20 protein-coding genes, 1 pseudogene and 1 riboswitch are annotated in these 18,691 nt (G+C 75.6%); of the genes and pseudogenes, 20 read left to right on the plus strand and 1 reads right to left on the minus strand.

Annotated elements, in window-relative coordinates:
* The 13 genes and pseudogenes from CTKZ_RS09940 to CTKZ_RS10000 all read left to right on the plus strand — a co-directional run.
* Positions 1–480: pseudogene (locus CTKZ_RS09940) on the plus strand (primosomal protein N'); the annotation flags it as partial.
* Positions 477–1,100, plus strand: a complete 624-nt coding sequence (locus CTKZ_RS09945) for an HAD family hydrolase (RefSeq protein ID WP_124342805.1) — start codon at positions 477–479, stop codon at positions 1,098–1,100. The pseudogene CTKZ_RS09940 and the gene CTKZ_RS09945, both read left to right, overlap by 4 nt.
* Before the next feature lie 10 nt (positions 1,101–1,110).
* Positions 1,111–2,055, plus strand: a complete 945-nt coding sequence (fmt, locus tag CTKZ_RS09950) for a methionyl-tRNA formyltransferase (protein WP_124342806.1) — start codon at positions 1,111–1,113, stop codon at positions 2,053–2,055.
* Entirely contained in the window at positions 2,052–3,599 is a 1,548-nt protein-coding gene (locus tag CTKZ_RS09955; protein WP_124342807.1) for an RsmB/NOP family class I SAM-dependent RNA methyltransferase, read from the plus strand. Before fmt ends, CTKZ_RS09955 begins: the two co-directional genes overlap by 4 nt.
* A gap of 74 nt (positions 3,600–3,673) precedes the next feature.
* Positions 3,674–4,330, plus strand: a complete 657-nt coding sequence (rpe, locus tag CTKZ_RS09960; protein ID WP_124342808.1) for a ribulose-phosphate 3-epimerase — start codon at positions 3,674–3,676, stop codon at positions 4,328–4,330.
* 169 nt (positions 4,331–4,499) lie between these two features.
* Positions 4,500–4,634: riboswitch (FMN riboswitch) on the plus strand.
* An 82-nt stretch (positions 4,635–4,716) separates the two neighbouring features.
* The gene (gene ribD, locus CTKZ_RS09965) at positions 4,717–5,841 is read left to right on the plus strand and encodes a bifunctional diaminohydroxyphosphoribosylaminopyrimidine deaminase/5-amino-6-(5-phosphoribosylamino)uracil reductase RibD (RefSeq protein ID WP_124342809.1); all 1,125 of its coding nucleotides are present in this window, start codon (positions 4,717–4,719) and stop codon (positions 5,839–5,841) included.
* Positions 5,842–6,474 carry a riboflavin synthase gene (locus CTKZ_RS09970; protein WP_124342810.1) on the plus strand — a complete coding sequence of 211 codons (633 nt, stop codon included), beginning with the start codon at positions 5,842–5,844 and terminating at the stop codon, positions 6,472–6,474.
* A complete protein-coding gene (gene ribB / locus CTKZ_RS09975; protein WP_124342811.1) occupies positions 6,471–7,826 on the plus strand; it encodes a 3,4-dihydroxy-2-butanone-4-phosphate synthase in 1,356 nt (451 codons plus the stop codon). Before CTKZ_RS09970 ends, ribB begins: the two co-directional genes overlap by 4 nt.
* Positions 7,823–8,287, plus strand: coding sequence for a 6,7-dimethyl-8-ribityllumazine synthase (ribH, locus tag CTKZ_RS09980; RefSeq protein WP_124342812.1), 465 nt, complete (start codon positions 7,823–7,825; stop codon positions 8,285–8,287). The genes ribB and ribH overlap by 4 nt, the downstream gene beginning before the upstream one ends.
* 1 nt (position 8,288) lies before the next feature.
* Positions 8,289–8,990: a nicotinamide riboside transporter PnuC gene (pnuC, locus tag CTKZ_RS09985; protein ID WP_124342813.1), complete on the plus strand. Its 702-nt coding sequence runs from the start codon at positions 8,289–8,291 to the stop codon at positions 8,988–8,990.
* Between the two features lie 307 nt (positions 8,991–9,297).
* On the plus strand, positions 9,298–9,561 hold the full coding sequence (locus CTKZ_RS09990) for a phosphoribosyl-ATP diphosphatase (RefSeq protein ID WP_124342814.1): 264 nt from the start codon (positions 9,298–9,300) through the stop codon (positions 9,559–9,561).
* 41 nt (positions 9,562–9,602) lie between these two features.
* Positions 9,603–10,451, plus strand: a complete 849-nt coding sequence (gene hisG / locus CTKZ_RS09995) for an ATP phosphoribosyltransferase (protein WP_124342815.1) — start codon at positions 9,603–9,605, stop codon at positions 10,449–10,451.
* Between the two features lie 8 nt (positions 10,452–10,459).
* Positions 10,460–10,891 carry a PH domain-containing protein gene (locus CTKZ_RS10000; protein WP_124342816.1) on the plus strand — a complete coding sequence of 144 codons (432 nt, stop codon included), beginning with the start codon at positions 10,460–10,462 and terminating at the stop codon, positions 10,889–10,891.
* 39 nt (positions 10,892–10,930) lie between these two features.
* Here CTKZ_RS10000 and CTKZ_RS10005 read toward each other — a convergent pair whose 3' ends face one another.
* Positions 10,931–12,079 carry a DUF3866 family protein gene (locus CTKZ_RS10005; protein WP_124342817.1) on the minus strand — a complete coding sequence of 383 codons (1,149 nt, stop codon included), beginning with the start codon at positions 12,077–12,079 and terminating at the stop codon, positions 10,931–10,933.
* A 36-nt stretch (positions 12,080–12,115) separates the two neighbouring features.
* Here CTKZ_RS10005 and CTKZ_RS10010 point away from each other — a divergent pair, with 36 nt between their 5' ends.
* The 7 genes from CTKZ_RS10010 to CTKZ_RS10045 all read left to right on the plus strand — a co-directional run.
* Complete coding sequence (locus CTKZ_RS10010) at positions 12,116–13,150, plus strand: helix-turn-helix transcriptional regulator (protein WP_124342818.1); 1,035 nt, start codon at positions 12,116–12,118, stop codon at positions 13,148–13,150.
* Entirely contained in the window at positions 13,143–14,117 is a 975-nt protein-coding gene (locus CTKZ_RS10015; protein ID WP_124342819.1) for a helix-turn-helix transcriptional regulator, read from the plus strand. Before CTKZ_RS10010 ends, CTKZ_RS10015 begins: the two co-directional genes overlap by 8 nt.
* Positions 14,118–14,121: 4 nt before the next feature.
* Positions 14,122–14,451, plus strand: coding sequence for a hypothetical protein (locus CTKZ_RS10020; protein WP_124342820.1), 330 nt, complete (start codon positions 14,122–14,124; stop codon positions 14,449–14,451).
* Positions 14,452–14,518: 67 nt separating this feature from the next.
* Positions 14,519–14,719, plus strand: a complete 201-nt coding sequence (tatA, locus tag CTKZ_RS10025; RefSeq protein ID WP_124342821.1) for a Sec-independent protein translocase subunit TatA — start codon at positions 14,519–14,521, stop codon at positions 14,717–14,719.
* Positions 14,720–14,762: 43 nt separating this feature from the next.
* Positions 14,763–15,551 carry a twin-arginine translocase subunit TatC gene (tatC, locus tag CTKZ_RS10030; protein ID WP_124342823.1) on the plus strand — a complete coding sequence of 263 codons (789 nt, stop codon included), beginning with the start codon at positions 14,763–14,765 and terminating at the stop codon, positions 15,549–15,551.
* Positions 15,548–16,462 carry a diacylglycerol/lipid kinase family protein gene (locus CTKZ_RS10035; RefSeq protein ID WP_124342822.1) on the plus strand — a complete coding sequence of 305 codons (915 nt, stop codon included), beginning with the start codon at positions 15,548–15,550 and terminating at the stop codon, positions 16,460–16,462. Before tatC ends, CTKZ_RS10035 begins: the two co-directional genes overlap by 4 nt.
* Positions 16,463–16,599: 137 nt before the next feature.
* Positions 16,600–18,691, plus strand: a 2,092-nt coding sequence (locus CTKZ_RS10045; RefSeq protein ID WP_235843428.1) for a DEAD/DEAH box helicase, incomplete at its 3' end; no start/stop codon positions are given.

The following is an 18,691-nucleotide window of genomic DNA, read 5'->3' on the forward strand; positions in this document are numbered from 1 at the left end:
GGTCTGGGCAGCACGGTCGCGGCCCTGCGGCGCTGGCTCACCGCCGCCGCGCTCGTCCGGCCGTCCGCCGAGGGCGGTGCCGTCCTCCTCGTCGGCGACGCGCCCGAGCGGCCCACGCAGGCGCTCGTCCGCTGGGACCCCGCGGGGCTGGCCGAGCGGGAGGCGCAGGAGCGGGTCGAGCTCGGGCTGCCGCCCGCGGTCCGCGTCGCCGCCGTCACCGGCCCGCGCGACGCCGTCGAGGCCGTCGTCGGACGCATCGACCTCGACGACGTCGACGTGCTCGGACCCGTCCCCGCGCCGGCCGCACCCGGTCGCGGCCCGACGACCGCCCTCGAGCCCGACGTGCGTGCGCTCGTGCGCGTCCCGCGCGCCCGGGGTGCGGCCCTCGCGCGGTCCATGGCGGCGTCGCTCGCGACCCGCAGCGCACGACGCGAGGGCGGCACGCTGCGCGTCCAGCTCGACCCGGCGGACCTGCTGTGAACGTCGTCGTGCTCGACCTCGGCAACGTCCTCGTGCGGTGGGACCCGTACGGGGCGTACGCCGGGCGCATGGCGCGGGCCGACGTCGACCGGTTCTTCGCCGACGTGGACTTCGCGGCGCTCAACCACCGGCAGGACGCGGGCCGGCCCTGGGCCGAGGCGCGCGAGGCCGTGCGCGCGACGCACCCGCAGCACGTCGACGCGCTCGACCTCTACGTGCGGCACTTCGCCGACACCCTCGCCGGACCCGTCCCCGGCAGTGCCGACATCGTCCGTGACCTGGCCGCCGCGGGCGTGCGCCTCCTCGGCCTGACCAACTGGTCCGCGGAGACGTTCCACCACGCCGCACCCGCGGCACCGGCGATCGGCCTGCTCGAGGACGTGCTCGTGTCGGGCGAGGTGGGGCTCGCCAAGCCCGACCCGGCCATCTTCCGGCTGCTCGCGCAGCGGTTCGGCGTCGACCCCGCCGACGCGGTGTTCGTCGACGACTCGCCGGCCAACGTGACCGCGGCGCGCGAGGTCGGCTTCGACGGGATCGTCTTCACCGACGCGACCGCGCTGCGCGGCGACCTCGTCGCGCGCGGCCTGCTCGGCGCGGGGGCCGACGCCGACGCCACCTAGGATCGGTCGCATGCGACTGCTCTTCGCCGGAACCCCCGCGGCCGCGGTGCCGTCGCTCGAGGCGCTCCTCGCGTCCCGCCACGAGGTGGCCGCCGTCCTCACCCGGCCCGACGCCCGCTCGGGCCGCGGCCGCACGCTGCACCCCAGCCCCGTCAAGGAGCGCGCGCTCGACGCGGGTGTCGAGGTCCTCACCCCGCAGCGGCCCCGCGACGAGGACTTCGTCGCGCGGCTCACGGAGCTTGCCGTCGACGCCGCGCCCGTCGTCGCGTACGGCGCGATCCTGCCCGCGAGCGTCCTCGACGTGCCGACCCACGGCTGGGTCAACCTGCACTTCTCCGTCCTGCCCGCGTGGCGCGGCGCCGCACCCGTCCAGCACGCCCTCATCGCAGGCGACGAGGTCACCGGCGCGACCACCTTCCGGATCGAGCAGGGCCTCGACACCGGCCCCGTGTTCGGCACGCTCACCGAGACCGTGCGTCCCCGCGACACCGCCGGCGACCTCCTCGACCGCCTCGCCCACGCCGGCGCGGGCCTGCTCGTGCGCACGCTCGACGCGATCGAGGACGGCATCCTCAGCCCCGTCCCGCAGCCCGCCGACGGCGTGAGCCACGCCCCCAAGATCGAGGTCGACGACGCCCGCGTCCGCTGGACGCACCCCGTGCACGCCGTCGACCGCCGCATCCGCGGCTGCACGCCCGCACCCGGTGCCTGGACGACGCTCCCCGACGGCGCGCGGCTCGGGATCGGACCCGTCACACCGCTGCCCGACGTGCACGACCTGCGCCCCGGCGAGCTGCGCGCCACCAAGCGCGAGGTGCTCGTCGGCACGGGCGGCGGTGCGGTGCGCCTCGGCCTCGTCACGCCGCCCGGCAAGCGGCCCATGGAAGCCGCCGACTGGGCGCGCGGCGCCCGGCCGGCGGACGGCACCCTTCTCGGCGCGGAGAGTGCCGCGTGAGCCCGGCCGACCGCCCCGACGGCGACGGCGGACGCACGCGTCGCGGGCCGCGGGACGACGGCGATCGTCGCGACGCCCAGGGACGCCAGCGCGGCGCCGCCCGCCGCGAGGGCCGCTCGACCCGCACCACCGCGGCACCCTCCCAGCGTCGGCGCAGCACCGACCCCGCCCGGCGCGTCGCGTACGACGTGCTGCGGACCGTCGCCGAGAGCGACGCGTACGCCAACCTCGTCCTCCCGCCGCTCCTGCGCGAGCGCGGGCTGACCGGCCGCGACGCCGCGTTCGCGACCGAGCTCGCGTACGGCACGCTGCGGCTGCGCGGCCGCTACGACGCGATCCTCGAGATCGCCGCGTCCCGCACCACCGACCAGATCCACGCGCCCGCGCTCGACGTCCTGCGGCTCGGCGCGCACCAGCTGCTCGGCATGCGCGTCCCCCCGCACGCCGCCGTCTCCGAGACCGTCGGGCTCGCCCGCGACGCGCTCGGCGCCGGACCCGCGCAGTTCGTCAACGCCGTCCTGCGGGCCGTGTCCCGCGAGCCGTGGGACACCTGGGAGCAGCGCATCGCCGACGCCGCCGGCGAGGACCCCGTCGCGCGCCTCGCGGTCGTCGGCAGCCACCCCCTGTGGGTCGCCCGCGCGCTGCGCGAGGCGCTCGCCGGTGACGCGCGCCCGGTCGACGAGCTCGGCGCGCTCCTCGACGCCGACAACACCGCACCGCTCGTCACCCTCGTCGCCCGCCCCGGCCTCTCCGACGCCGACGAGCTCGGCGCGACCGCGGACAGCCCGGGACCGCTGTCCCCGACCGCCGTCGTGCTCGCGGGCGGCGACCCGGCGTCCGTCCCCGCGGTGCGTGACGGGCGTGCCGGCGTGCAGGACGACGGCAGCCAGCTCGTCGCACTCGCGCTCGCGGCCGCGCCGCTCGAGGGCCGTGACGAGCGGTGGCTCGACCTGTGCGCGGGTCCCGGCGGCAAGGCGGCGCTGCTCGCCGCGGAGGCGGCCGGCCGGGGCGCGCGGCTCGTCGCGAACGAGGTGCAGCCGCACCGGGCCAGGCTCGTCCGGCAGTCCTTGCGGGCGGTCCCGCCGGGTGCTGTCGAGGTCGTCCGGACCGGCGACGGTCGCGTGCTGGGCGACGACGAGCCCGGCGCGTTCGACCGCGTGATGGTGGACGCGCCGTGCACGGGCCTCGGCGCGCTGCGGCGTCGGCCCGAGTCGCGGTGGCGACGAACCCCCGCGGACCTCACGGCACTGACCGGCCTGCAGCGCGACCTGCTCGGCTCGGCGCTGCGCGCGGTCCGCGTCGGCGGTGTCGTCGCGTACGTCACGTGCTCGCCGCACCTCGCCGAGACGCGGCTGGTCGTGAAGGACGCGCTGCGGGCCGCGGCGAAGGCCGGCATCGACGTCGAGCGGCTCGACACCGCCGCCGTCGTGCAGGGCGTCGCGCGGCGCGAGGTCGAGCTCACCGACCGCTCGCACGTGCAGCTGTGGCCGCACGTGCACGGGACCGACGCGATGCACCTCACGCTGCTGCGCCGCACGTCCTGACGCGCCCGCGTCGACGACGGCAGGCCTGCCGGACCGGCGCGGCGGGCGACGCCACGGCTGGCTACGCTGACGGCGTGCCCGCCCTCATCAACCCGAGCATCCTGTCCGCCGACTTCGCGAACCTCGAGCGCGACCTCGCGGCGATCGCGACGGCGGACTTCGCGCACGTCGACGTCATGGACAACCACTTCGTGCCGAACCTCACGCTGGGGCTGCCGGTCGTGCGCCGCATCGCGGAGGTGTCGCCGGTCCCGCTCGACGTCCACCTCATGATCGAGGACGCCGACCGTTGGGCCCCCGAGTACGCGGCGGCCGGCGCGGCGTCCGTGACGTTCCACGCCGAGGCCGCGCAGGCGCCCGTGCGGCTCGCGCGCGAGCTGCGCGCCGGCGGGGTCCGTGCGGCGGTCGCGCTGCGTCCCGCGTCGCCGGTCGAGCCGTTCCTCGACCTGCTCGCCGAGGTCGACATGGTGCTGGTCATGACGGTCGAGCCGGGCTTCGGCGGCCAGTCGTTCATCGAGGGGACGCTGCCCAAGATCCGGCGGACGCGTGCCGCGATCGACGCCGCCGGCCTCGACACCTGGGTGCAGGTCGACGGGGGAGTGTCGCGCGACACGATCGCGCGCATCGCCGAGGCGGGTGCGAACGTGTTCGTGGCCGGCTCCGCCGTGTACGGCGCGGACGACGTCGCCGGCGAGATCGCCGCGCTCCGCGCGCTCGCCGACGCGGCCTGACGCACGCCCTGACGCACGTCCCGGCACGTCCCGACCGGCGGACGGCGGTCGCCTCCGGCCACGGCGTCCGGTTCGTGGACCTGCCGTCCCGGAGGATGAGACGGCCGCCCACGCGCGCTGGTCGGGAATTCCCCGTGTGGCAAGATCGTTGGCGCAGTGCAGAACACGAACACGTGCTCCGGGGTCGGTGTAATTCCGAGCCGGCGGTGACAGTCCGCGACCCGCACGGTCCTCAGGACCGGGCGGTTGACCTGGTGGAACTCCAGGACCGACGGTGAAAGTCCGGATGGGAGGAAGTACGTGGCGGGGCGACGCTCGGCGTCGTCCCGTGGCAGGACTCACCCTCCTGCGCGACCCCGGGGCTCGACGGCGCCCGGAGGTGGACCATGACGAGCACGGCGACCGGTGCCCCCACCACGCCCGCCGGCCCCGGAACGGCACCCACGCAGGCCGCCGCACCCGTCGAGATCGCCGCACTGCGCGACGCGCTCCTGCTGGCCCGGCGCGGACCCCGCCACGGCCCCAACCCGCGCGTCGGGTGCGTCCTCCTCGGCCCCGACGGCACCGTCCTGGGGGAGGGCTGGCACGCCGGCGCCGGCACCCCGCACGCCGAGGTCGCCGCCCTCGCCGACGCCGCACGCCGCGGAGCCGGCACGACCGGCGCCACCGCCGTCGTGACCCTCGAACCGTGCAACCACACCGGCCGCACCGGACCGTGCACCGAGGCGCTGCTCGCCGCCGGCGTCCGGCGCGTCGTCGTCGCCGTCCCCGACCCCAACCCCGTCGCCGCGGGCGGCGCCGACCGGCTGCGGAAGGCGGGCGTCGACGTCCTCACCGGCGTCCTCGAGGACGAGGGCCGCACGCTGCTCGGCACGTGGCTGGCCTCCGTCGAGCGCGGCCGTCCCTTCGTCACCCTCAAGATCGCCACGACCCTCGACGGGCGCGTCGCCGCCGCCGACGGCACGAGCCGCTGGATCACGTCCGACGTCGCGCGCCACCACGCGCACGACCTGCGCGCCGAGGTCGACGCGATCGCCGTCGGCACCGGCACCGTCCTCACCGACGACCCCGCCCTCACCGCGCGCAACGCCGCCGGCGAGCTCCACACCGACCAGCCCCTGCGCGTCGTCGTCGGCCACCGCGACGTCCCCGCCGACGCCCGCCTCCACGGCCCCGGCGGCGAGCTCGTCCACGCCCGCACCCACGACCCCGCCGAGGTCCTCCGCATCCTCGGCGACCGCGAGGTCCGCCACCTCCTCGTCGAGGGCGGCCCGACCCTCGCCGCCGCGTTCCTGCGCGCCGGGCTCGTCGACGAGGTCCACGCCTACGTCGCCCCCGTCCTGCTCGGTGCCGGGCCCGCAGCCGTCGCCGACCTCGGCGTCACCACGATCGGCGACGCCGTCCGCCTCACGACTCGCAGCGTGCTGCCGCTCGGCCCCGACGTCCTCGTCGTCGCCACCCCCGAGCTCGCGCACGCCACCCCGACCCCGCAGCCCACCCAGGAGGACTGAATGTTCACCGGCATCGTCGAGGAGATCGGCACCGTCGAGGCCGTCGAGCCCGGCACCGACGCGAACGGGGTCGTCACCGACGCCCGCCTGCGCGTCCGCGGCCCGCTCGTCACGTCCGACGCCCGACCCGGCGACTCGATCGCCGTCAGCGGCGTCTGCCTGACCGTCACCGACCTCCCCGGCGACGGCACGTTCACCGCCGACGTCATGCCCGAGACGCTGCGCCGCACCGCGCTCGGCGAACTCGGCACCGGCGGGCGCGTCAACCTCGAGCGCGCCCTCGCGGTCGGCGGCCGCTACGGCGGGCACGTCGTGCAGGGCCACGTCGACGGGGTCGGCACCGTGCTGTCGCGCACGCCCGGCCCGCGCTGGGACGAGGTCGAGATCGGCCTCGATCCGGCGCTCGCGCGGTACGTCGCGGAGAAGGGGTCCATCACGGTGTCCGGGGTATCGCTCACCGTCACGCGCGTCGGCGACGACTCCTTCGGCGTCTCGCTCATCCCGACGACGCTCGCGGTCACGACGCTCGGCTCGCTCGCGCCCGGTGCGCGCGTCAACCTCGAGGTCGACGTGCTCGCCAAGTACACCGAGCGCCTGCTCGCCACCGCCGGCAGCGCGGGGACCGCCCGGTGAGCGACGTGCGGCTCGGCACGGTCGAGGACGCGCTCGACGCGCTGCGCGCCGGCCGGCCGGTGCTCGTCGCCGACTCGCCCGACCGCGAGAACGAGGCCGACGTCATCCTCGCCGCGCAGTCCGCGACCCCCGAGTGGGTCGCCTGGACCATCCGCCACTCGTCGGGGTACCTGTGCGCGCCCATGCCCGCGGCGCGCGCCGACGCGCTCGACCTGCCGCTCATGGTCCCGCACAGCCAGGACCCGCGACGCACCGCCTACACGGTCACCGTCGACGCCGCGACCGGCGTGACGACCGGCATCTCCGCGTCCGACCGCGCGCGCACGCTGCGCGTCCTCGCCGACCCGGCCTCGGGTCACGAGGACCTCATCCGTCCGGGGCACGTCCTGCCGCTGCGCGCGGTCCCCGGCGGCGTCCTGCACCGCGCGGGCCACACCGAGGCCGCCGTCGACCTGTGCCGCCTCGCCGGCCTGGAGCCCGTCGGCGCGATCGCCGAGCTCGTGAACGACGACGGCTCGATGACCCGTCTGCCCGACGCGTCGGCGCTCGCGCAGGCCGAGGGTCTCGTGCTGCTCACCATCGAGGACATCGTCGCGTGGCGCACCGCGCACGACGACGTCGAGCCCGTCGACCCCGCGGCCGCTCCGCTGCGCGACCGCGTGCACGCCACGCACACCGCGTACCTGCCCACGCGGCACGGCGACTTCCGCATCCACGGCTACCGCGACCTGCGGACGGGCGACGAGCACGTCGCGCTCGTGCCGACGCGCGGGCTCGCCGCCACGCCGGTCGTGCGCGTGCACTCCGAGTGCCTCACGGGCGACGCGTTCGGGTCCGCGCGGTGCGACTGCGGGCCGCAGCTCGACGCCGCGCTCGAGCTCGCCGCCGAGCAGGGCGGTGCCGTCGTCTACCTGCGGGGGCACGAGGGCCGGGGGATCGGCCTGCTCGCGAAGGTCGCCGCGTACGCGCTGCAGGACGAGGGGCGCGACACCGTCGAGGCGAACCTCGACCTCGGGTGGCCTGCCGACCGGCGCGAGTACGGGGCGGCTGCGGCGATCCTCGCCGACCTCGGCGTGCGCCGCGTGAGCCTGCTGACGAACAACCCCGCCAAGGTCGCCGGTCTGCGGGCGCACGGCATCGACGTCGCGGAGGTCCGCGGGCTCGAGGTCGGCCGCACCCCGCAGAACGAGGCGTACCTGCGCACCAAGGCCACGTCGATGGGGCACCTGCTGCACCTGCCGACCGGCGCGCAGCGCGACCCGATCCCCGTCCGCCCCGTGCTCGCGGCCCCCGCGACGCCTGGCGCCGACACCACCGACCACGCGTTCGAGAACCTGGAGGACCTGGCATGAGCGGTGCCGGAGCACCCACCCTGACCGTCGACGGCACCGGCCTGCGCGTCACCGTCGTCGCCGCGAGCTGGCACACGACCGTGATGGACGGCCTGCTCGACGGCGCCCGCCGCGCACTCGCCGCCGCACACGTCACGGACGTCCGTGTCGTCCGCGTGCCCGGCACCTTCGAGCTGCCCGTCGCGGCCGCCGTCGCCGCGCGCACGTCGGACGCGGTCGTCGCGCTCGGCGTCGTCATCCGCGGCGGCACCCCGCACTTCGAGTACGTCTGCCAGGGCGCGACGCTCGGGCTCACCGACGTCGCCGTCCGCACGGGCGTGCCCGTCGGCTTCGGCGTCCTCACCTGCGACGAGGAGCAGCAGGCGCTCGACCGCGCGGGCCTCGAGGGCTCGCACGAGGACAAGGGCGCCGAGGCCGCCGAGGCCGCCGTCGCCACGGTCGTCGCGCTGCGGGGTCTGTGACGTGGGACCGCTCGGCTGGCTGTTCGACGCGACCCTCACGATCGCCGGGCACGACGTCCTCTGGCGCGAGATCGTCGGCAACCTGTTCGGCCTCGCGTCCGCCGTCGGCGGCCTGCGCCGTCGCGTCTGGGCGTGGCCGGTCGGCATCGTCGGCAACGTCCTGCTCTTCACCGTCTTCCTCGGCGGCGTGTTCCACACCCCGCAGCAGACCGACCTGTACGGCCAGGCGGGGCGGCAGGTCTTCTTCGTGGCCGTGTCCGTGTACGGGTGGGTGCGCTGGCGGCAGACGCAGCGCGCGGCACTCGACCACGGCGCACCCGCCGACACCCCGGCCGTCGTGCCGCGGTGGGCCGGGCCGCGCGGGTGGGTCCTCATCGGAAGCGTCGCCGTCGTCGGCACCGTCGGGTTCGCGGCGCTGTTCTCGGCGCTCGGCTCGTGGGGCCCGTGGGCCGACGCGTGGATCTTCGTCGGCTCGCTGCTCGCCACGTACGGCATGGCGCGGGGCTGGATCGAGTTCTGGCTCATCTGGATCGCCGTCGACGTCGTCGGAGTCCCGCTGCTCGTCTCGGCGGGGTACTACCCGTCGGCGGTCCTCTACGTCGTCTACGCGGGTGTCGTGATCTACGGCTTCACCGTGTGGCTGCGCGCTCGGGGCGAGGAGCCCGCCGTGCCGGCGGGGGAGCGGAGCGAGGTCGCCGCCTGAGCCACAACCGCCGGACGGCGGGGAGGAGGCCCTGCTCCGGGGCGTGCCGATCGCGCATCCCGCGGGCAACGCGGCCTCCGGCAAGGTGGGCCGGCGGGGCGTTGGGCGGCAAAGCGAGGCGCGACGATCCCCGTGTGTCCGGAATGCGCGATAACAGGCCATTGCGCTTCTCGCACCCGAGATGCCCGCTGCGACCGACGCGCTCCACGCTCACCGCGGTCTGCGGCAGGCCCAGGAGGGAGGGGGCGACGCCTGACTGGCGGACGCGCGACAGGCCACCCCGGACGCCCGTCTAGGCTTGTCCGACGTGAAGACCTTCGACGTCCTGTTCGCCGAGCTCGCCGAGAAGGCGGCCACGCGCCCCGCCGGCTCCCGCACCGTGACCGAGCTCGACGGCGGCGTCCATGCGATCGGCAAGAAGATCGTCGAGGAGGCCGCCGAGGTGTGGATGGCCGCCGAGCACGAGAGCGACGAGCGGACCGCCGAGGAGATCTCCCAGCTGCTGTATCACCTGCAGGTGCTCATGCTGGCCCGCGGGCTCACGCTCGACGACGTGTACACGCACCTCTGAGCCTCCCGCCCCGCCCGCACCGACACCCCGATAGGACCCCCGTGCTGAGGATCGCCGTCCCGAACAAGGGCTCGCTCTCCGAGCCTGCCGCCGAGATGCTCCGCGAGGCCGGCTACCGCCAGCGCCGCGACAGCCGCGAGCTCGTCCTGCCCGACCCGGACAACGACGTCGAGTTCTTCTTCCTGCGCCCGCGCGACATCGCGGTGTACGTCGGAGCGGGGACGGTCGACGTCGGCGTCACCGGCCGCGACCTGCTGCTCGACTCCGAGTCGGCCGCGGTCGAGCACCTCCCGCTCGGCTTCGGGCGCTCGACGTTCCGCTGGGCCGCGCCCGTGGGCGAGATGAGCGACGTGTCGCACGTCGAGGGGCGCCGCGTGGCCACCTCCTACCCGGGTCTGGTCGCCGCGTACCTCGCCGAGCGCGGGGTGAGCGCTGCGGGGATCGTGCGCCTCGACGGCGCGGTCGAGACCGCGACGCGCCTCGGGGTCGCGGACGTCATCGCCGACGTCGTCGAGACGGGCACGACGCTCAAGGCCGCCGGCCTCGAGATCTTCGGGGACCCGATCCTGCGCTCGGAGGCCGTCCTGGTCCGCCGCGCCGGCGTGGACGAGCCGACGGGCCTCGACGTGCTCACCCGGCGCCTGCAGGGCGTGCTCACCGCCCGGGAGTACGTGCTCATCGACTACGACGTCCCGCTCTCGCTCGTCGAGCAGGCCGTCGCGATCACGCCCGGCCTCGAGTCGCCGACCGTCTCCCCGCTGCACAACCGTGAGTGGGCCGCCGTCCGCGCGATGGTGCAGCGGTCGCAGACCAACCGCGTCATGGACGCCCTCTACGACCTCGGAGCGCGCGCGATCCTCGTGACCTCGATCCACGCGTGCCGCCTGTGACGGTCGCCATGACCGCCCCGACGGTGTTCCGGCCGCGGCTCGCGCGGCTCGTGACGCTCGCGCTGGCCGTGGCGGTGCTCGTGCTCACCGCCGTCATCATCGGGGTCCTGCCGAACGCCGGACCGCTGGACCGTGCGGGCTTCGCGCTCGTCGGCATGCTCATCGCGTGGTTCTGCTGGCGGCAGGCCACGGTGAGCGCTCGCGCGGACGAGGGAGGCCTCACCGTCCGCAACCTCATGCTCACGCGGCGGCTCGAGTGGTCCGAGGTCGTGTCGGTGCGGTTCGGGCACGGTCGTCCCTGGGTCCAGCTCGACCTGGCCGACGGTGACACGCTCGCCGTCATGGGCATCCAGCGCGCCGACGGCGAGCTCGCCGACGCGGACGCCCGCCGGCTCGCGACGCTCGTCGCGGAGCACACCCGCACGACCAGGGACGACTGAGGCTCCGACGCCCCGGCGGACCCGTGACGGACCGTGGCGTCAGCCCGCGGCGTCGAGCAGGTCGACGGCGTGGACGCCGGCGACGGCCGCCGCGAGGAACGCCGCGGGGTCGTCGTCGAGCCCGCGGCCCATGGTGGACAGCCGCACCGGTGAGCCCGCGAGCGCGCTGAGCAGGTCCGCGCCGGCGTCGACGTCGACCAGCCGGTGCCGCCCGTGCGGTGCGGCGAGCGCGGCGACCTGGTGGCGCACGCGTCGTCCGAGAGCGTCCAGACCGCCGTCGGGGTCGGGGTCGAAGACGGGGACGGGGACGTCAGCGGCCGCGAGCGCGACGCGTCCGTAGGCGGTGAGCGAGTGGTGCGAGACGCCGAGGTGTCGTTCGCGGGGGTCGGCGCCGCTGACGCGCAGGGAGGCGACGGGGCGGCCGCGGAGGGCGGCGGCGGCGTTGACCGCCTCGCCGGCGGCGACGCCGGAGAAGCCCCAGCGGGTGCCGGTGCCGAGGTTGCCGGGGCCCTGGGCGAGGACGACGAGGTCGGCGCCGACGACGTGCCGCGCGGCGAGGAGGCCGGTGTGCACGGTGACGGCCTCGTGGTCGCCGCCGAACGCCTGCCCGGTGGTGACGCACGCGTCGATCCAGCCGGCGTCGCGCAGGCCGGCGACGGCGCGGGAGAACCAGGCGGGGAGGGCGCCGCCGTCGGTCATGACGTAGGCGACGGTCGGTGCGGGGCGTCCGGCGCGGGCGGCGGCGTAGCGGGCGCCGGCGACGACGGCGGGAAGCGCGGAGTGGAGGTCGGCGACGACGACGGGCAGGCCGTCGAGGTCGTCGGCGTCGCGCAGGGTCTCGTGGTGGGGCGACTCCTGGTCGTCGACGCCGAGGACCATGGCCTGGAGCGGGGTGTAGCGGGCCTTGACGAGATGGCCGGGCCCGGGTGGCGGGTCGGCGGGCAGGTTGCCGCCGGGGGCCGCGACGAGCGCGTAGCCGCCGGTGCCGAGCCCGCGGGCCAGTGCGGAGACGTTGAGCAGGACCCGGTCGCCGACGGCGGGGGAGCCGACGAGGGCGGGGTAGGCGAGCGCCCTGACGGTGTCGGGCAGGGCGCCGGTGCCCGGGTGGTCGAGGGCCACCGTGAGCTCCTGTGCGCCCGGCCAGGCCGTCCCGCTCGCGACGACGACACCCGAACGCCACGTGATCACGGCCCCACCGTACCGGGGCGGCTACCGTGGTCCCCGATGCCCCCCGCGATCCCGCCCGCAGAGCGCCTGCTCAACCTCGTCATCGCCCTCGTGAACACGTCCGGCCGCATGACCAAGGAGCAGGTGCGCGCCAGCGTCGCCGGGTACCAGGACGCGCCGTCGGACGACGCGTTCGAGCGGATGTTCGAGCGTGACAAGGACACGTTGCGCGAGCTCGGGATCCCGGTGCTCACGGTGACGGACGCGGGTCACGGTGACGACATCGGGTACCGGATCGACGCCGAGCAGTACGCCCTGGCCCCGCTGGACCTGACGGCGGGGGAGCTGGGTGTCCTCGCGATGGCGGCGCAGCTGTGGCAGGACCAGTCCCTGCGTGCCGACACGTCGCGGGCGCTGACGAAGCTGCGTGCGGTCGGTGCGGCGCCGCAGTCGACGGATCTGGTGGCGGGGCTCGCGCCGCGCGTGCGGTCGGGCGGCGGGGCGATCGGTCCGCTCCTCGACGCGGTGCAGGCGCGGCAGGTCGTGCGGTTCGTGTACCGCGCGGCGAACACGGGCGAGGTGCGGGAGCGGACGGTCGAGCCGTGGAAGCTGCTCGCGCGCCGGGGTGGCTGGCTGCTGGTGGGCCGTGACCGCGAGCGCGACGCGGCCCGCTCGTACCGGCTGAGCCGGGTCGAGGGGACGGTGCGTCTGGTGGGTGCACCGGGTGCGTTCGAGCCGCCGCCTGCGGAGGAGCTGGCGGCGGCGCTGCACCCGTGGGAGGAGCGTCCGGAGCGGGTGGCGACGCTCGCGGTGCTGCCGGAGCGTGCGGGGGCGGCGCGGGCGCGTGCGGTGCCGGCGCCGGTGGACGCGCCGGACGTGTGGTCGGATCCGCGTGCGGCGGCGGCGCTGGCACAGCGCGACGTGGTGCACGTGCCGTTCCGGCTGGACTGGGAGCTGGCGGAGGAGCTCGTGGGGTACGGCGACGCGGTGGTGGTGCTGGACCCGCCGAGCGTGCGGCACGCGGTGCTGCACCTGCTGCGGACGGCGGCGACGCTGGACCGGACGAGCGTGGGGGGAGGGTCGGATGGCTGAGCGCGCGAGCGACCGCCTGCTGCGCATGCTCGGGATGATCACGTACCTGGACCGGCACGCCGGCGTCCCGGTGGAGGAGATCGCGGAGCAGTTCGGGGTGACGGCGGACCAGGTGCTGTCGGACATCGACACGTTGTGGGTCACGGGGACGCCGGGGTACTTCCCGCACGACCTGATCGACTTCGACGCGGCGTCGTACGAGCAGGGTGTCGTGCGGCTGACGGAGTCGCGCGGGATGACGCGTCCGCTGCGGCTGGGTGCGCGTGAGGCGGTGGCGCTGCTCGCGGCGCTGCGGGCGCTGGACTCGTCGCTGCGGCCGGCGCTCGACCGGGAGCAGGCCGCGGTGCTGTCGTCGGCGCTGGACAAGCTGACGACGGCGGCGGGTGACGCGGCTGCGGCGCTCGACGTGCGGCTGGGGCTCGACGCGGCGCCGGACGTCGCGACGGCGGTGGCGACGGCGCTGCGCAACGGGCGCCGGCTGCACCTGCGCTACGTGGACGCGTCGGACGTGACGACGGAGCGCGACGTGGACCCGCTGCGGCTGGTCACGGACGACGAGCGCTCGTACCTGCTGGCGTGGTGCCGGCTCGTCGACGGGGAGCGTCTGTTCCGGGTGGACCGCATCCTGGCGGCCGAGGTGCTCGACGATCCGGTGGCGGACCACACGGTCGCGCCGGACGCGGGGGAGTTCCAGCCCGGGCCGGACGGCGAGCTCGTGACGTTGCACCTGCGCAGCTCGGCGCGCTGGGTCGCGGAGAGCACACCCGTGGAGGCGGTGCGGAACCTGGAGGACGGGTCGTTCGAGGTCGACCTGCGCGTCCTGCGCCCGGCCTGGCTGCGGCACCTGGTGCTGCAGGTCGCGGACGAGGTGCTCGACGTGCGGCCCGCGCGGGTGGCGACGGAGGTCGCCGCTGCGGCGCGTGCCGCGCTGGCCGCGTACGGGCAGCTCGCGGACGAGGAGGGCTGACGTCGTGCTGTGGTTCAGCGTGTGGACGGTGCTGGTCGTGGGCACGCTTGTCGGTGCGTTCTTCCTGGGTCGGCGCCTGTGGCGGTCGGGTCTCGCGCTCGGCCGGGAGCTCGCGAAGGCCGGGGAGACGTGGGGGCAGCTCGCCGACCGGCTGGCGGAGCTGCAGGCGCTGGCGGAGCAGAACCGGGTCGACACGGGGCCGACGGTGCTGTCGCCGCGCGGTCCGCTGGTCGAGCGCCGGGCGGCCCTCCGCGAGGAGCGCACCGCACGTCGCGCGGCGCGCGAGCAGCGGCACTGGCGCACGCGCGAGTCGTGGCGTGCGTACTGGAGCTGAGGGAGCATCCGGACAGGTCCGGCGGGGTTAGGATGCGCGGGACTCGCACCGCGACGGAGGTAGCCCCGTGATCCGAAACCTGAGCGCCTGGCACATCATCGTGCTGGTGCTGGTCGTCCTGCTGCTGTTCGGGGCGAACCGCCTCCCGGGGCTCGCCAAGAGCGTCGGCCAGTCGATGAAGATCTTCAAGACCGAGGTCAAGGACCTGCGGGACGACGACACGCGTCCTGACGAGCCGACCGAGGGCACCACGCCTCCGAAGGTCTGACCGCGTGAGCAGCTCCCGCCGCGGGCGCGACCCCGGCGGCAGGATGCCGCTGCGGGCCCACCTCCTCGAGCTGAGGAAGCGCCTCGTCCTCGCGTCCATCGGCGTCGTCCTCGGCGCCGTGCTCGCCTGGATCTTCTACGACCCCGTCTTCGAGGCCATCCAGCAGCCGCTGGAGGCCGCCGGATCGACGCGTGACGGGCTCGTCTCCCTGAACTTCGCGGGCGTCGCCGCGCCCTTCGACATGCGGGTCAAGATCACGATCTTCCTCGGCGTCATCCTGTCGAGCCCGTGGTGGCTGTACCAGCTCTGGGCGTTCATCACGCCCGGGCTGACCCGCCGCGAGCGCGGGTACGCCTTCGGGTTCCTCGGTGCGGCCGTTCCGCTGTTCCTGGGCGGTGCCCTGCTGGCCTGGTACGTGCTGCCGCACGCCGTGCAGCTCCTCATCGAGTTCACGCCGTCCGGTGCGACGAACCTCGTCGACGCGCAGACGTACCTCGGGTTCGTCATGCGGGTGATGCTCGTCTTCGGTCTGGCGTTCCTGCTGCCCGTGGTGATGGTCGCGCTGAACTTCGCGGGTCTCGGCACGGCGGCGACGTGGCGCAAGGGCTGGCGGTGGGCCGTGATGATCGCGTTCACGTTCAGCGCGATCATGACGCCCACGCCGGATGCGATCACGATGATCGCGGTCGCGATCCCCATCTGCCTGCTCTACGCGGGTGCCCTGGTGATCTGCACGGTGCACGACCGTCGGGTCGACCGTCGGCGGGTCGCTGCGGGACTGCCGCGTCTCGACGGCACGTTCCCCGACGACGCCGAGCCTGCCGCCACGTGAGGCACGTCGGCGTCGTCGTGAACCCGACGGCGGGCAAGGGACGCGGCGCGCAGGCCGGCCGACGCGTGCACGAGCTGCTCGTGGCGCGCGGCATGAAGGTCGAGGACCTGTCCGCGCCGACGCTCGCGCAGGCCACCGACCGGGCGCGTGCGGCCGCGGTCCACGGCCTCGACGCGCTCGTCGTGGTCGGCGGCGACGGCATGGTGCACCTCGGGGCGAACGTCGTCGCGGGCACCGCGCTGCCGCTCGGGATCGTCCCGGCCGGCACGGGCAACGACATCGCCCGGGCGCTCGGGCTGCCGCGCGGCGACGTCGAGGCGGCCGTCGACGTCGTCGAGCGCGCGCTCGACGCGGGACCTCGCCGGATCGACGCGGTGCGCGTCGGCACGCCCGAGCACTCCGCGCACGAGTGGTTCCTCGGCGTGCTGTCGTGCGGCATCGACGCGGCCGTCAACGCGCGCGCGAACACCATGACGTGGCCGGCCGGCTCGGCCCGCTACGTGCGCGCCCTGGCTGCCGAGCTCGCGTCGTTCCGGCCCTACGGGTACCGCGTGACGCTCGACGACCGGACGTGGGAGTCGGCCGGCACGCTCGTCGCCGTCGCGAACGTCCCGTCGTTCGGCGGGGGCCTGCGGATCGCGCCCGACGCGTCCGTCGACGACGGCCTGCTCGACGTCGTCGTCGCGGGACCGCTGTCGCGGTCGGCGGTGACGCGGATCTTCCCCGGCATCTACCAGGGCCGGCACGTGCACCACCCGGCGGTGACCGTCGTGCGCAGCCGGTCGGTGCTCATCGAGCCGCTCCTCGACACGGGGGCGGCGCCTCCGGCGGCGTTCGCGGACGGTGAGCGGGTCGGGCCGCTCCCGTTGCGCGTGCAGGTCGACCCCGGCGCCCTGTCCGTCCTCGCCTGACCCGTCCTCGCCTGACCCGTCCTCGCCTGACCCGTCCTCGCCTGACCCGTCCTCGCCTGACCCGTCCGCGAGCGCGCCCGGCGCGCCCGGGGTTCGCAGCGTGCGACGTGCCCTCGCGTGCCTAGGGTGTGCCTGTGGTGTCACGCAGGCGTCGTCCGTCCTCCGGTCCCGGCTCGTCGACGGTGCCGGCCGAGCCGTCGCCCGCCGAGCGGTACGCGGCCGCGCGCCGCCGCGCGGAGACCGAGCGCGGCGAGCTGGCGCAGTTCCGCGAGCTGCTGAGCTTCCCTCTCGACGACTTCCAGGTCGAGGCGTGCGCGGCCCTCGAGCGCGGCAGCGGCGTCCTCGTCGCGGCGCCCACGGGCGCGGGGAAGACGGTCGTGGGTGAGTTCGCGGTGCACCTGGCCCTCGCGGCGGGCCGCAAGGCGTTCTACACGACGCCGATCAAGGCGCTGTCGAACCAGAAGTACGGCGATCTGGTGCGCCGCTACGGCCCTGAGCGGGTCGGGCTGCTGACGGGCGACACGACCATCAACGGGGAGGCGCCCGTCGTCGTCATGACGACCGAGGTGCTGCGCAACATGCTGTACGCGGGCTCGCAGACCCTCGCCGGGCTCGGGTTCGTCGTGATGGACGAGGTGCACTACCTCGCCGACCGGTTCCGCGGGCCCGTCTGGGAAGAGGTGATCATCCACCTGCCCGACGACGTGCAGCTCGTGTCGCTGTCGGCGACCGTCTCGAACGCCGAGGAGTTCGGCGACTGGCTCGCGACGGTCCGCGGCGACACCGAGGTCGTCGTCAGCGAGCACCGGCCGGTGCCGCTCGGCCAGCACGTCCTCGTCCGCGGCGACCTGCTCGACCTGTACGCGGGGCACGTCGACCCCACGGACCCGGGCGTCGACCCGCCCATCAACCCGGACCTGGTGCAGCTGCTGCGCCGCGGCGAGCGCTCGGAAGGGCCGGGGCGACGCGGACCGGGGGACCGTGGCTTCCGCGGGCGCGGGGGTCACCGGCCCGGGGGAGGGTCGGTCTTCGGGCGCCCGACCCCGCGGTTCGCGGTCGTGGACGCGCTCGACAAGGACGAGCTCCTGCCCGCGATCGTGTTCATCTTCTCCCGCGCGGGCTGCGAGGGGGCCGTGCAGCAGTGCCTGGCCGCCGGCGTGCGCCTCACCGACCCGGGCGAGCAGGCGACGATCCGGCGCATCGTCGAGGAGCGGTGCGCCGCCGTCCCGCCGGAGGACCTCGACGTGCTCGGGTACTGGGACCTCCTCGACGCGCTCACGCGCGGCGTCGCGGCGCACCACGCCGGCATGCTGCCGCTGTTCAAGGAGACCGTCGAGGACCTCTTCTCCCGCGGGCTCGTCAAGGTCGTGTTCGCGACGGAGACGCTCGCGCTGGGCATCAACATGCCCGCCCGGTCCGTCGTCCTGGAGAAGCTCGTCAAGTGGGACGGGTCGAGCCACGTCGACATCACACCGGGGGAGTACACGCAGCTGACCGGGCGCGCGGGCCGGCGCGGCATCGACACCGAGGGGCACGCCGTTGTCGTCGCGCACGCGGGCCTCGACCCGGTGCAGCTCGCAGGCCTCGCGTCGAAGCGGCTCTACCCGCTCCGCTCGAGCTTCCGGCCCACGTACAACATGGCGGTGAACCTCGTCGCGCAGGTCGGTCGCGACCGCGCGCGCGAGGTCCTCGAGACGTCGTTCGCGCAGTTCCAGGCGGACCGCGGCGTCGTCGGGCTCGCCCGGCAGGCGCAGTCGCACGCCGAGGCGCTCGACGGGTACGCCGAGGCGATGCGGTGCCACCTCGGCGACTTCGCCGAGTACGCGCGCATCCGCCGCGACATCAGCCGGCTCGAGCGCGACCAGTCCCGCGCCGCGGCCGCCGCTCGCCGTGCCGACGTCGCCCGCTCGCTCGAGGGCCTGCACGTCGGCGACGTGCTCGAGATCCCCGTCGGGCGACGCTCCGGCCACGCCGTCGTCATCGACCCCGGCGGCGCGGGCGGTTTCGACGGCCCCCGGCCCATGGTGCTCACGACCGACCGGCAGGTGCGGCGGCTCACCGTCGCGGACGTCGGGACGGGCGCACGGACCGTCGGGCAGCTGCGCGTGCCGAAGGGGTTCAGCGCGCGCGTCCCCGCTGCCCGACGCGAGCTCGCCGCCGCGCTGCGGGCCTCCGTCTCGTCCGGCGCCGTGGGCGACGGCGACCCGCGCGGCGACCCGCGACCCGGGG

Origin of the sequence: Cellulomonas algicola (genome assembly GCF_003851725.1) — a bacterium.
Taxonomy (GTDB): domain Bacteria; phylum Actinomycetota; class Actinomycetes; order Actinomycetales; family Cellulomonadaceae; genus Cellulomonas; species Cellulomonas algicola.

Coding starts and splice junctions, on each gene's coding strand:
- CTKZ_RS10010 (WP_124342818.1), top strand. CDS start 12,116: ATGCCCCCCGCGATCCCGCCCGCAGAGCGCCTGCTCAACCTCGTCATC.
- ribH (WP_124342812.1), top strand. CDS start 7,823: ATGAGCGGTGCCGGAGCACCCACCCTGACCGTCGACGGCACCGGCCTG.
- CTKZ_RS10015 (WP_124342819.1), top strand. CDS start 13,143: ATGGCTGAGCGCGCGAGCGACCGCCTGCTGCGCATGCTCGGGATGATC.
- CTKZ_RS10000 (WP_124342816.1), top strand. CDS start 10,460: ATGACCGCCCCGACGGTGTTCCGGCCGCGGCTCGCGCGGCTCGTGACG.
- tatC (WP_124342823.1), top strand. CDS start 14,763: ATGCCGCTGCGGGCCCACCTCCTCGAGCTGAGGAAGCGCCTCGTCCTC.
- CTKZ_RS09970 (WP_124342810.1), top strand. CDS start 5,842: ATGTTCACCGGCATCGTCGAGGAGATCGGCACCGTCGAGGCCGTCGAG.
- ribD (WP_124342809.1), top strand. CDS start 4,717: ATGACGAGCACGGCGACCGGTGCCCCCACCACGCCCGCCGGCCCCGGA.
- fmt (WP_124342806.1), top strand. CDS start 1,111: ATGCGACTGCTCTTCGCCGGAACCCCCGCGGCCGCGGTGCCGTCGCTC.